At 69.2% G+C, this 12,370-nt stretch carries 11 protein-coding genes; 2 read left to right on the top strand and 9 right to left on the bottom strand.

Features of this window, described 5'->3' with window-relative positions:
- Positions 1-404 precede the first annotated feature (404 nt).
- The 3 genes from CIB93_RS32525 to thyX form a co-directional block, all read right to left on the bottom strand.
- Positions 405-2,090: a ribonuclease J gene (locus CIB93_RS32525; RefSeq protein ID WP_096632150.1), complete on the bottom strand. Its 1,686-nt coding sequence runs from the start codon at positions 2,088-2,090 to the stop codon at positions 405-407.
- A gap of 136 nt (positions 2,091-2,226) precedes the next feature.
- On the bottom strand, positions 2,227-3,126 hold the full coding sequence (gene dapA / locus CIB93_RS32520) for a 4-hydroxy-tetrahydrodipicolinate synthase (RefSeq protein ID WP_096632148.1): 900 nt from the start codon (positions 3,124-3,126) through the stop codon (positions 2,227-2,229).
- Between the two features lie 152 nt (positions 3,127-3,278).
- Positions 3,279-4,016, bottom strand: a complete 738-nt coding sequence (thyX, locus tag CIB93_RS32515; protein WP_096632147.1) for an FAD-dependent thymidylate synthase — start codon at positions 4,014-4,016, stop codon at positions 3,279-3,281.
- Positions 4,017-4,244: 228 nt separating this feature from the next.
- Between thyX and CIB93_RS32510 the strand changes: the two genes are divergently transcribed.
- Together CIB93_RS32510 and CIB93_RS32505 are read left to right on the top strand one after the other, a co-directional pair.
- Positions 4,245-4,484, top strand: a complete 240-nt coding sequence (locus CIB93_RS32510) for a hypothetical protein (RefSeq protein ID WP_096632145.1) — start codon at positions 4,245-4,247, stop codon at positions 4,482-4,484.
- Between the two features lie 94 nt (positions 4,485-4,578).
- Entirely contained in the window at positions 4,579-5,130 is a 552-nt protein-coding gene (locus tag CIB93_RS32505) for a hypothetical protein (protein WP_096632144.1), read from the top strand.
- A gap of 73 nt (positions 5,131-5,203) precedes the next feature.
- On the opposite strand, the gene CIB93_RS32500 is transcribed toward CIB93_RS32505, so the two are convergent.
- From CIB93_RS32500 to eccD, 6 genes are all read right to left on the bottom strand, one after another.
- Positions 5,204-5,692 (bottom strand): tetratricopeptide repeat protein, encoded by a 489-nt coding sequence (locus CIB93_RS32500; RefSeq protein ID WP_096632142.1) that lies wholly within the window; start codon positions 5,690-5,692, stop codon positions 5,204-5,206.
- A gap of 11 nt (positions 5,693-5,703) precedes the next feature.
- Positions 5,704-6,456, bottom strand: coding sequence for a 4-hydroxy-tetrahydrodipicolinate reductase (gene dapB, locus CIB93_RS32495; protein WP_096632141.1), 753 nt, complete (start codon positions 6,454-6,456; stop codon positions 5,704-5,706).
- A gap of 18 nt (positions 6,457-6,474) precedes the next feature.
- Positions 6,475-7,854 (bottom strand): pitrilysin family protein, encoded by a 1,380-nt coding sequence (locus CIB93_RS32490; RefSeq protein ID WP_096632139.1) that lies wholly within the window; start codon positions 7,852-7,854, stop codon positions 6,475-6,477.
- On the bottom strand, positions 7,851-10,067 hold the full coding sequence (locus CIB93_RS32485; RefSeq protein WP_096632138.1) for a polyribonucleotide nucleotidyltransferase: 2,217 nt from the start codon (positions 10,065-10,067) through the stop codon (positions 7,851-7,853). Before CIB93_RS32485 ends, CIB93_RS32490 begins: the two co-directional genes overlap by 4 nt.
- Positions 10,068-10,344: 277 nt before the next feature.
- On the bottom strand, positions 10,345-10,635 hold the full coding sequence (gene rpsO / locus CIB93_RS32480; RefSeq protein WP_003965855.1) for a 30S ribosomal protein S15: 291 nt from the start codon (positions 10,633-10,635) through the stop codon (positions 10,345-10,347).
- A 177-nt stretch (positions 10,636-10,812) separates the two neighbouring features.
- On the bottom strand, positions 10,813-12,315 hold the full coding sequence (gene eccD, locus CIB93_RS32475) for a type VII secretion integral membrane protein EccD (protein WP_096632153.1): 1,503 nt from the start codon (positions 12,313-12,315) through the stop codon (positions 10,813-10,815).
- Positions 12,316-12,370: the final 55 nt, after the last annotated feature.

Below are 12,370 nucleotides of genomic sequence, written 5' to 3'. Positions count from 1 at the left end.
CGCTTCCTTCGGTCCCGTTTCACCGGGGCCCTCCGGGCGCTTCCCTTCGTTCTTGCGTTTCCGACTCTATCAGACTCTTTCGTGTCCGATTCCCGGTCGAAGCGGGGTGCTTTCGAGGTTCTTCGCTTTCGCGTTTTCCCTTTCCGGCGGTTCCAACTTTACCAGACTCTTTTCCGTTCCGTTTCCGGTCCGAATTCGATTTCCGGTGGCCTGTGGAGGGCCTTTGCCTTTCGGCGGATCCGACTTTATCAGAGATTCTGAGTCGGAATTCCCGCCCCACTCGGGTGTCCCGGGCGCACAAGTGCGCGCGGCGTTTCCCGTTCAGGCGGAGACGTAAACGTACTGGAGCGGGGCGCCCCGATGCAAATCGAGGGCCCCGCTCCAGGTCGGGCGGCGTGGAGGGGTCAGACCTCGACGACGACCGGAAGGATCATCGGGCGTCGACGGTAGGTGTCGGACACCCACTTGCCGACGACTCGGCGGACCATCTGCTGGAGCTGGTGGGGCTCCATGACGCCGTCCTGGGCCGACTTGTCCAGGGCTTCCTGGATCTTCGGGGTGACCGCGCCGAAGGCGCCGTCGTCGATGCCGGAGCCCCGGGCCTGGATGTGGGGGCCGCCCACGAGCTTGCCGGAGGAGCTGTCGACGACGATGAAGACCGAGATGATGCCCTCGTCGCCGAGGATGCGGCGGTCCTTGAGGGAGGTCTCGGTGACATCGCCGACGGAGAGGCCGTCGACGTAGACGTAACCGGCCTGGACCTTGCCGACGATCTTGGCCTTGCCGTCGATGAGGTCGACAACCACGCCGTCCTCGGCGATGACGATGTGGTCCTTGGGGACGCCCGTGAGGGCTCCCAGTTCGGCGTTGGCCCGCAGGTGGCGCCATTCGCCATGGACCGGCATCAGGTTCTTCGGCTTGCAGATGTTGTAGAAGTACAGCAGCTCGCCGGCCGAGGCGTGGCCCGAGACGTGGACCTTGGCATTGCCCTTGTGGACGACGTTGGCGCCCCAGCGGGTCAGGCCGTTGATCACGCGGTACACCGCGTTCTCGTTGCCGGGGATCAGGGACGACGCCAGGATCACCGTGTCACCGGGGACGATCCGGATCTGGTGGTCCCGGTTGGCCATCCGGGAGAGGGCCGCCATCGGCTCGCCCTGCGAGCCCGTGCAGACCAGCACGACCTCGTCGTCCGGAAGGTCGTCGAGGGTCTTGACGTCGACGACCAGGCCCCCGGGGACCTTGAGGTAGCCGAGGTCGCGGGCGATGCCCATGTTGCGGACCATCGAGCGGCCGACGAAGGCGACCCTGCGGCCGTACTCGTGGGCGGCGTCCAGGATCTGCTGGATGCGGTGCACATGGCTGGCGAAGCTCGCCACGATGATGCGCTTCTGGGCGTTCGCGAAGACCGTGCGCAAGACGTTGGAGATGTCCCGCTCCGGCGGCACGAAGCCGGGGACCTCGGCGTTCGTGGAGTCGGAGAGGAGGAGGTCGATGCCCTCCTCGCTGAGCCGTGCGAACGCGTGCAGGTCGGTGAGGCGGCCGTCCAGCGGGAGCTGGTCCATCTTGAAGTCACCGGTGGCGACGGCCAGGCCCGCGGGGGTGCGGATGGCGACGGCCAGGGCGTCCGGGATGGAGTGGTTGACCGCGATGAACTCGCAGTCGAAGGCGCCGATGCGCTCGCGCTGCCCCTCCTGCACCTCAAGGGTGTAGGGGCGGATGCGGTGCTCCTGGAGCTTCGCCTCGATCAGCGCGAGGGTGAGCTTGGAACCGATGAGGGGGATGTCCGGCTTGAGGCGCAGCAGGTAGGGGACGCCGCCGATGTGGTCCTCGTGGCCGTGCGTGAGGACGATGCCCTCGATGTCGTCCAGGCGGTCCCGGATCGTGGTGAAGTCCGGGAGGATCAGGTCGATGCCCGGCTGCTCCTCCTCGGGGAAGAGCACGCCGCAGTCGACGATGAGCAGGCGGCCGCCGTACTCGAAGACCGTCATATTGCGGCCGATCTCGCCCAGGCCGCCGAGCGGGGTGACCCGCAGCGCGCCCTTCGGGAGCTTCGGCGGCGTACCGAGTTCAGGGTGCGGATGACTCAAAAGACTCTCCTTACCACGCACGCCACGTACCGCTGAGGCACGTGGCGCGCATGTCATTCGTGCACTTGCTGTTGTCTTGGGTGGTGCTCGGGCGAGTCGCCTCGCCTGTTCGGCTGTTCAGTTGTGAAGTCCGTGGTTACAGCTGTACCCCGCCGGCGGCGAGATCGATCTTGAGCTGGGCTGTCTCCTGGGCGGTGAGTTCGACGAGGGGCAGGCGCAGGGGGCCCGCCGGGAGGCCCTGAAGGGTGAGGGCCGCCTTCGTGGTGATCACGCCCTGGGTGCGGAACATTCCCGTGAAGACCGAGAGCAGCTTCTGGTGGATCTCGGTGGCCTTCTGGACGTCGCCGCTCAGGTGGGCCTCGATCAGGGCCCGCAGGTCCGGGGTGACCACGTGGCCGACCACGGAGACGAAGCCGACGGCGCCGACCGAGAGGAGCGGCAGGTTGAGCATGTCGTCGCCCGAGTACCAGGCGAGCCCGGACTCGGCGATGGCCCAGCTGGCGCGGCCCAGGTCGCCCTTGGCGTCCTTGTTGGCGACGATCCGGGGGTGCTCGGCCAGCCGTACGAGGGTCTCCGTGTCGATCGGGACGCCGCTGCGGCCGGGGATGTCGTACAGCATCACGGGCAGGCCGGTGGAGTCGGCGATGGCCGTGAAGTGCCGCAGCAGGCCCTCCTGCGGGGGCTTGTTGTAGTACGGCGTGACCGCGAGGAGGCCGTGGGCGCCGGTGCGCTCGGCCGTCCGGGCGAGCTCGACGCTGTGGCGGGTGTCGTTGGTCCCGATGCCCGCGACGACGTGGGCTCGGTCGCCGACGGCTTCGAGCACCGCCCGTACGAGCTGGTCCTTCTCCGCATCACTGGTGGTCGGGGACTCACCGGTGGTGCCGTTGATGATCAGGCCGTCATTGCCTGCGTCCACCAGGTGGGCGGCGAGCCGCTGGGCGCCGTCGAGATCGAGAGCGCCGTCCGCCGTGAAGGGCGTGACCATAGCGGTGAGGACCCGCCCGAAGGGGGTCTGCGGAGTGGAGATCGGAGCCATGGGTAACACGCTACTCGCTGCTCAGCGCGCGGGGTCCCCTCGGGGGGACGGGGAAGAGGAGCCCGGCACTGCCTGCTCGGGGGTTCAAGCAGTGCCGGGTCCGTTTGATCAGCCTAGATGAACTTCTCGAAACGCCGCAATACGGACACCGCCTATGGGGCGACGCGTCCATTTTTGTTGAAGGCCGCATGAGTGAGCGGCATGAGCTGCTCCCAGTGGGCTTCCATCTGCTCGCCGACCATCTCGATCTCGCGCTGCGGGAAGGACGGGACCTTCGCCAGCTCGTGCTGGGTGCGCAGGCCGAGGAAGTGCATCAGGGAGCGCGCGTTGCACGTGGCGTACATCGAGGAGAAGAGGCCGACCGGGAGCACCGCGCGGGCGACCTCACGGGCCACGCCCTCCGCCAGCATCTTCTGGTACGCCTCGTAGGAGGCCCGGTAGGTCTCCTCCATGGTGCGGGTGGTGAGGTCGTACTGCCCCTGGGTGCCCTCGACGAACTCGTACTTGCCCGGGCGGCCCTGCTGGACCAGCTTGCGGGAGGTTCCGGGGACGTAGAAGACAGGATCCAGCTCCCTGTAGCGGCCCGATTCCTCGTTGTAGGACCAGCCGACGCGGTGCCGCATGAACTCGCGGAAGACGAAGATCGGGGCGCTGATGAAGAAGGTCATCGAGTTGTGCTCGAACGGGCTGCCGTGCCGGTCCCGCATGAGGTAGTTGATGAGCCCCTTGGAGCGCTCGGGATCCTTGGTGACCTCTTCCAGAGACTGCTCACCGGCGGTGGAGACCCGGGCGGCGAACAGCACGTCCGCGTCGTGCGCGTCGCTCTTCACCAGCTCGACGGTGACATCGCTGCGGAAGTGGGGCTTTGCGGGTTCGGGGGTGTCGGTCACCGACAGGGGTCCTTCCAGGGGCGGTGCGGGAGGCCCGACGGCGTCGCTCGGGCGGCGACCACTTTACGGGGCTCCATGGGCCGGGTGCGCCGGGGCCTGCACCCGGCCGCCTCGGGCAGCCGTTCGTGGAGTTCCCCCAACAAGTACGGCGATTCGGGCACCGATTCGGCCCGTCGTACGTCTGACTCAATAGCAGCACCCGTCACTCAGAGCAAGGAGAGCTTCCTCATGTTCCGCCGGCGTGAATCCGTCCCGTTCTCGTTCGTCGCCGAGGCCGACCGGTTCCGCAGCAATGTCACTCCTCCACCCGCCCCCCGCGCCACCGTTCCCGAGCTGCTGGGGCGGTCCCTCATCGGGCTGACCGTGGTCGCCGGTCTCGTGGGGTCACTGCTGCTGGGCCTCCCGGCGCTCGACTCCGGCCAGGCCCCGGCCCACGGCAAGCAGTCCGAGGCGTCCCAGGGCCGCTGACTCGTACGGACCCCCTGGGGTGGTCGGGCCGGTGGCACCCTCGGTAGCCTCACCGGGCACAGCAATCGAGCGTGCTTGTGAGTGAGGATGAGTCGTGCCCCTGCCCTTTCTGACGGCCGACCGCGCATTCGATGCGAGCGCGGAGGACGTTGCGCTGCCGTTCGACGACCACGACAGTTGGCGTCGGCCCTACCGCCCCGGCCCCTGGCGGGTCGCGGCGGCGGCCACCCTCCTGCTGCTGGCCTCGTTCGTGCTGCTCGCGGCCCTGATCACCGGTGCGGCCGGAGAGCTTTCGGGAGCCGCCGTCTGTCTGGGGCTGGCCGGTGCGGTGATCGCCGCCGCGCTGCGTCTGCTGCGTGTCGGCGCGTGGGTCAGCCGTCACGGTGTCCGGCGCGTGGCGTTCTTCCGGACCTCCACGGTGGCGTGGAGCGGCACGTCGACGGTGCGTACGGTCCAGCAGCCCGTGAAGTGGATGGGCCTTCCCCGTACGGTCCAGGGTCAGGCGCTCGTCGTGGTCCGGCAGAACGGTGAAGCGCTGCCGCCGCTGGTCACCGATCACAACGCGGACTTCCTCGGGCGCGAGGAGGCGTTCGAGCGGGCGACCGACGCGGTCGAGGCTTGGGCGGATGAGTATCGGCTCGCGTGAACGATCGGCTGTACGGGTGAGCCCGGGGCCCATGTGGGTCCCGGGCTCACCTGCGTACGGCTGAAAGATCTCCTCAGTCGCCGGACGGGCTGGAAACCGGGGGCGGGCTTGAGGGTGCAGCCTGGCTGGAGGCGCGGAGCGCGATGGCCCGCTGCATGGCCTTGCGGGCCCTGGGGGTGTCCCTCGCGTCCTGGTAGGCGACCGCCAGCCGGAACCAGGCGCGCCAGTCGTCCGGGGCGTCCTCGGTCTCCTCGCGGCGCTTGGTGAAGACCGCGTCTGCGGCGTCCCGGTCGATGCGGCCGGACGGGGTGCGGGCCAGGTCGTCGACCGGGAGGCCGCCCTCCGCTTCCAGTTCGGCGGCGAGCGCGTTGGCCCGGCGGACGAACTGGGTGTTCTTCCAGAGGAACCAGACGCCGATCACCGGCAGGATCAGGACGGCGACGCCGAACGTGATCGTGAGCAGCGTGCCGTGCCGGATGAGCATCAGGCCACGGCTGCCGACCAGGAAGAAGTAGAAGACCAGGACGGCTGCCGTGGCGATGTAGGTGATCTTTGCGCGCATGGTGGGCTCAGTCAGTTCAGGTCGAGGAAGTGTTCCAGGCCGAACGTGAGGCCGGGAGTGGTCACCACGCGGCGGGCGCCGAGCAGGATGCCCGGCATGAAGCTGCTGTGGTGGAGGGAGTCGTGGCGGATGGTGAGGGTCTCGCCCTCGCCGCCGAGGAGCACTTCCTGGTGGGCGAGCAGTCCGCGAAGTCGGATCGCGTGGACCGGGACGCCGTCGACGTCCGCGCCGCGGGCGCCGTCCAGGGCGGTGGTGGTGGCGTCCGGCTGGGGGGCGCTGCCCGCCTTGGCGCGGGCCGCCGCGATGAGCTGGGCGGTGCGGGTGGCGGTGCCGGAGGGGGCGTCGACCTTGTTCGGGTGGTGCAGTTCGACGACCTCGACGGACTCGAAGTAGCGGGCAGCCTGCTCCGCGAACTTCATGGTCAGGACCGCGCCGATGGAGAAGTTCGGGGCGATCAGGACGCCCGTCCCCGGTGATTTCTCCAGCCAGGTGGTCAGCTGCGCGAGCCGTTCGTCGGTCCAGCCCGTGGTGCCGACGACGGCGTGGACACCGTGCCGGACGCAGAAGTCGAGGTTGTCCATCACCGATGCGGGGGTGGTCAGCTCGACGGCGACCTGGGCACCCGCGTCGGTGAGGGTCTCCAGCTTGTCGCCCCGGCCCAGGGCCGCCACCAGCTCCAGATCGTCGGCGGCCTCGACGGCCCGTACGGCCTCGGCGCCGATGCGGCCCCGAGCACCGAGAACGGCTACGCGCAGCTTGCTCATCTTGTCTTCCTTAAGGGGTTAGGAGACCGCTTCGTGGAGGCGGTCCGCCTGCTTGTCCTTGAGCGGGCCGATGACCGAGAGCGAGGGGCGCCGGGTGAGGAGCTCGCCCGCCACCTCCCGTACGTCGTCGGGGGTGACCTCCGCGATGCGCGCGAGCATGTCGTCGACGGACATCTGCTCGCCCCAGCACAGCTCGCTCTTGCCGATACGGTTCATCAGCGCGCCGGTGTCCTCCAGGCCGAGGACGGTGGAGCCGGAGAGCTGGCCGATGGCGCGGGCGACCTCGTCGTCGTCCAGGCCGTGGGTGGCGACCCGGTCCAGTTCGTCGCGGCAGATCTTCAGGACGTCGTGGACCTGGCTGGGCCGGCATCCCGCGTAGACGCCGAAGAGGCCGCAGTCGGCGAAGCCCGAGGTGTAGGAGTACACGCTGTAGGCCAGGCCGCGCTTCTCCCGGACCTCCTGGAAGAGTCGCGAGCTCATACCGCCGCCGAGGGCGGTGTTGAGGACGCCGAGTGCCCAGCGACGGTCGTCGGTGCGGGCGAGGCCGGGCATCCCGAGGACCACATGGGCCTGCTCGGTCTTGCGGTTCAGCAGCTCCACCTTGCCCGCGGTGCGCAGGGTGCGGGAGCCCTCGCGGGGCGCCATCGGGACGGCATCCGTACGGGAGAGGGCCCCGGCGCGCTCGAAGGCGCGGCGGACCTGGCGTACGACCGTGGCGTGGTCGACGTTGCCGGCGGCGGCGACGACCAGGTGCGTGGGGTCGTAGTGCTTCTTGTAGAAGCGGGCGATCTGGCCGCGGCTGAGCGCGTTGATCGTGTCGACGGTGCCGAGGACCGGGCGGCCGAGGGGGGTGTCGCCGAGCATGGTGTGCGCGAACAGGTCGTGCACGCAGTCGCCCGGGTCGTCCTCGGTCATCGCGATCTCTTCGAGAATGACGCCGCGCTCGGCGTCGACGTCCTCGGAGGCGATCAGCGAGCCGGTCAGCATGTCGCAGACGACGTCGATGGCCAGCGGCAGGTCGGTGTCCAGGACCCGCGCGTAGTAGCAGGTGTACTCCTTCGCCGTGAAGGCGTTCATCTCGCCGCCGACCGCGTCGATCGCGGAGGAGATGTCGAGGGCGGTGCGCTTGGCGGTGCCCTTGAAGAGGAGGTGTTCGAGGTAGTGGGTCGCGCCGTTCAGGGTGGGCGTCTCGTCGCGTGATCCGACGTTGGCCCAGATGCCGAAGGTGGCGGACCGGACGGAGGGCAGGGTCTCGGTGACGATCCGCAGACCGCCGGGGAGGACGGTGCGGCGGACGGTGCCGATGCCGTCCTTGCCCTTGAGAAGCGTTTGGGTACGGGCGACGGCCCGCGCCTCGAAGGAGGCACGGGCCGTCGTCGCGGAACTACGGGACGTCACTTGTCGGTGTCGTCCTTCTTCTCGTCGGCCTCTTCGCCCTCGACGACCGGGATGAGGGAGAGCTTGCCGCGGGAGTCGATCTCGGCGATCTCGACCTGGACCTTGGCGCCGACGCCGAGCACGTCCTCGACGTTCTCCACGCGCTTGCCGCCGGCGAGCTTGCGGATCTGCGAGATGTGCAGCAGACCGTCCTTGCCCGGCATGAGCGAGACGAACGCACCGAAGGTGGTCGTCTTGACGACCGTGCCCAGGTAGCGCTCGCCGACCTCCGGCATGGTCGGGTTGGCGATCGCGTTGATCGTGGCGCGGGCGGCCTCGGCCTGCGAACCCTGCTGGGCACCGATGTAGATGGTGCCGTCGTCCTCGATCGTGATGTCGGCGCCGGTGTCCTCCTGGATCTGGTTGATCATCTTGCCCTTGGGGCCGATGACCTCACCGATCTTGTCCACCGGGATCTTGACGGTGATGATCCGGGGGGCGTTCGGGGACATCTCGTCCGGGACGTCGATGGCCTCGTTCATGACGTCCAGGATGTGCAGACGCGCGTCACGGGCCTGCTTCAGCGCCGCTGCCAGGACCGAGGCGGGGATGCCGTCGAGCTTGGTGTCGAGCTGGAGCGCGGTCACGAACTGCTTCGTACCGGCGACCTTGAAGTCCATGTCGCCGAAGGCGTCCTCCGCACCGAGGATGTCGGTGAGGGCGACGTAGTGCGTCTTGCCGTCGATCTCCTGCGAGATCAGGCCCATGGCGATACCGGCGACGGCGGCCTTGAGGGGCACACCGGCGTTCAGCAGCGACATGGTGGAGGCGCAGACCGAGCCCATGGACGTCGAGCCGTTGGAGCCCAGCGCCTCGGAGACCTGGCGGATCGCGTAGGGGAACTCCTCACGCGTCGGGAGGACCGGCACGATGGCGCGCTCGGCGAGCGCTCCGTGGCCGATCTCGCGGCGCTTGGGCGAGCCCACGCGGCCGGTCTCACCGACGGAGTACGGCGGGAAGTTGTAGTTGTGCATGTAGCGCTTGCGGGTCACCGGAGAAAGGGTGTCCAGCTGCTGCTCCATCCGGAGCATGTTGAGGGTGGTGACGCCCAGGATCTGGGTCTCGCCACGCTCGAACAGCGCCGAGCCGTGCACGCGCGGGATGGCCTCGACCTCGGCGGCGAGCGTACGGATGTCCGTGACGCCACGGCCGTCGATGCGGACCTTGTCCTTGATGACGCGCTCGCGGACCAGCTTCTTGGTCAGCGCGCGGTACGCGGCGGAGATCTCCTTCTCGCGGCCCTCGAAGGCCGGGAGCAGCTTCTCCGCGGCGATCTCCTTGACGCGGTCCAGCTCGGCCTCGCGGTCCTGCTTGCCCGCGATGGTGAGCGCCTGGGCCAGCTCGGAGGTGACGGCGGTGGCGAGCGCCTCGAAGACGTCGTCCTGGTAGTCCAGGAAGACCGGGAACTCGCCGACCGGCTTGGCGGCCTTGGAGGCCAGGTCGGACTGGGCCTTGCAGAGCGCCTTGATGAAGGGCTTCGCGGCGTCCAGACCGGCGGCGACGATCTCCTCGGTGGGAGCCTCGGCGCCGTCCTTGACGAGCTGGATGGTCTTCTCGGTGGCCTCGGCCTCGACCATCATGATCGCGACGTCGCCGTCCTCCAGGACGCGACCGGCGACGACCATGTCGAAGACGGCGTCCTCAAGCTCGGTGTGCGTCGGGAACGCGACCCACTGGCCCTTGATCAGGGCGACGCGGGTGGCGCCGATCGGGCCGGAGAAGGGCAGGCCCGCGAGCTGCGTGGAGCAGGAGGCGGCGTTGATCGCGACCACGTCGTAGAGGTGGTCGGGGTTGAGCGCCATGATCGTCTCGACGATCTGGATCTCGTTGCGCAGGCCCTTCCTGAAGGAGGGGCGCAGCGGCCGGTCGATCAGACGGCAGGTGAGGATCGCGTCCTCGGAGGGGCGGCCCTCGCGGCGGAAGAAGGATCCGGGGATCTTTCCGGCCGCGTACTGCCGCTCCTCGACGTCCACCGTGAGGGGGAAGAAGTCGAGGTTGTCCTTGGGCCGCTTGGAAGCGGTGGTGGCCGACAGCACCATGGTGTCGTCGTCCAGGTACGCGACGGCGGAGCCTGCGGCCTGCTTGGCCAGGCGGCCCGTCTCGAAGCGGATGGTGCGGGTGCCGAAGGTTCCGTTGTCGATAACGGCCTCGGCGTAGTGGGTCTCGTTCTCCACTAGTGATTTCTCCATACTCGTCGTCTTTCGTCCTGCCGCCCGTGTGGCGGAGGACGGTGCGGGAGAAGCGCACCGTGGATGCGGGCCGGTCTTCGATCGAAGCTCCCGGGCGTTTTCCCGGGGGCCACTACCGAGGACCGGCGGCGGCGTCGCTGCGCCTCTCCCTACTTGCTCTGGTGTCGTACGCCCAGGTTACTGAGCTTGACACCGGTCGTGCACGTACGGCAAAGGGAGCGGTCCCCTGAACCGCGGGAACCGCTCCCTCTCCACAGCGTCCTTACTTGGCGCCGCCGGCCGCACCGCGGCGGATGCCGAGGCGGTCGACCAGCGCACGGAAGCGCTGGATGTCCTTCTTGGCCAGGTACTGCAGGAGGCGGCGACGCTGGCCGACCAGGATCAGCAGACCACGACGGGAGTGGTGGTCGTGCTTGTGCGTCTTGAGGTGCTCCGTCAGGTCCGAGATCCGGCGGGAGAGCATGGCGACCTGGACCTCGGGGGATCCGGTGTCACCCTCCTTCTGGGCGAACTCGGACATGATCTGCTTCTTCGTAGCGGCGTCGAGCGGCACGCGTACTCCTCTTGATGTTCGAAGCGCCCACGAGTGCCCCTGGTCTTGATCTCAGGGGAGCTTCCGTGACTCGGAGGCGAAGGTCCGATGAGCGCAGTCCCCAGGATGATCCGAGGACGCGTACACAAACGGCCACTGATCAGAGTACCAGCCGTTCGGGTCACGCCCCGCCGCTGATCAGCTGGTGAGGGCCCGGATCGAGTGGTAGACGTCGAAGACCGCGAGGCAGAGCGGGAGCAGGGTCAGCAGAACGACCGCCTCGGCGATCTCCAGGAAGCGGCCCCAGAAGGGGGTCACTCCCTTGCGCGGCACGATCAGGCCGATGGCGGTGATCAGGGCGGCGACGCCCGCGACGGCGGCGGCGAGCCATACCGTACGGATGTCCAGGGCGGCACCGTCCCCCTTCAGCGCGTCCTGCATCAGGGCGGTGGGCGGGTTGAGGGACAGCCCCAGGCCGAGGAGGACAAGGGCGCCGAGGCCCGCCGCGAGCGCGCAGCCGACCTGGGCCGTGTAGCGGAACAGGTGGGCGCGCATCAGCATGGCGACGCCCGTGGCCAGGGCGAGCAGCTGGCCCCAGACGTTGTCCGAGAATCCCAGCACCGCGGCGGCCGCCACGGCGACCAGGGCGCATCCGCCGACCAGGCCGAGGAGCAGTTCGTGGCCGCGCCGCGCCTGGGCGGCGATGCGCTCGGCGTCCACCGGGCCCTGGGGCGCCGGTTCGGACGTCCCGTAGTCGCCGACCGTGGTGCGGGGCGGCTCGAATCCGATGGGGAGGCGGGCGAAGCGGGTCGAGAGCCCGGGCAGGAAGGCCAGGACGCCCACGGCGAGCGGGGAGCACACGGCGGCGGCCTCGATCGGCTCGATGCCGGTCAGGATCGCGGTGAACGTCACCAGGAGGCCGACGGTGCTCGCGAAGACGAACGCGACGAACGGAGCGTCGCCGCCGGGCGCGACGATCATCAGGATCACGGCGACCACCAGGACCGCGGCGCAGCCGAGCAGGAACTGCAGCTGCCCGACGCCCTGCCCGCTGCTCAGGGACAGCAGACCGGAGCCGGCCACCGCCGCGTTCACCAGGGCGCCGGTGCCCAGCGCGATGGCCGAGCCCCGGTCTTCGTACACCCGGGCGCGGACGCAGGCGAAGGCGAGGAGGAGCAGGGCGACGACCGCCGCGAGGATGCCCGGCAGACCGTGCATGTCGTGGCGCGGGTCGGCAGTCCACAGCACGAAGCCGAGCAGGGCGAGCAGGACGGAGCCGCCGAAGAGGCCGGCTCCGCGCATGAGCTCGTCGCCCCAGAGCGTGCGGTCCTTGGCCACGGCGGTGGCGACGGCGTCGGAGACGTCGTCGAAGACCGCGGGGGGCAGCGACTCGGAGAACGGCCGCATCGAGAGCAGCTCGCCGTCGAGGATGCGGTGGCCCGCCAGCGTACGGGCGCTGTCGAGGACGGTGCCGTCGCGGCGCACCAGGTGGTAGCCGACCGGGGCACCGGGGGTGGGGCTCTGTCCGGACAGCCGGAGGATCTCGGGGTACAGATCGGCTACGGGGATGTCCTCGGGCAGGGCCACGTCGACACGGCTGTCCGGTGCGACGACCGTGACCCGGCAGAATCCGGTTCCGCCGCCGGACGGCGTCCCGTGACTCTGCCGACCGGGTCCGGTGGCTGCCGCTTGGGCCGTCATCGTCACCTGCTGCTCCCCCTGCTTGTTCCTGCTGCTTCTGCCGCGCTTCTTCCGC

The organism is Streptomyces sp. WZ.A104 (genome assembly GCF_002382885.1).
Taxonomy (GTDB): Bacteria; Actinomycetota; Actinomycetes; order Streptomycetales; family Streptomycetaceae; genus Streptomyces.
Note: the sequence above shows the minus strand (reverse complement) of the source record. Positions and strands in the feature narration are given on the sequence as shown.

Excerpts from the sequence above, each read along its gene's own strand:
- CIB93_RS32500 (WP_096632142.1), bottom strand. The coding sequence starts at position 5,692 with ATGCGCGCAAAGATCACCTACATCGCCACGGCAGCCGTCCTGGTCTTC.
- dapA (WP_096632148.1), bottom strand. The coding sequence starts at position 3,126 with ATGGCTCCGATCTCCACTCCGCAGACCCCCTTCGGGCGGGTCCTCACC.
- CIB93_RS32510 (WP_096632145.1), top strand. The coding sequence starts at position 4,245 with ATGTTCCGCCGGCGTGAATCCGTCCCGTTCTCGTTCGTCGCCGAGGCC.
- dapB (WP_096632141.1), bottom strand. The coding sequence starts at position 6,456 with ATGAGCAAGCTGCGCGTAGCCGTTCTCGGTGCTCGGGGCCGCATCGGC.
- eccD (WP_096632153.1), bottom strand. The coding sequence starts at position 12,315 with ATGACGGCCCAAGCGGCAGCCACCGGACCCGGTCGGCAGAGTCACGGG.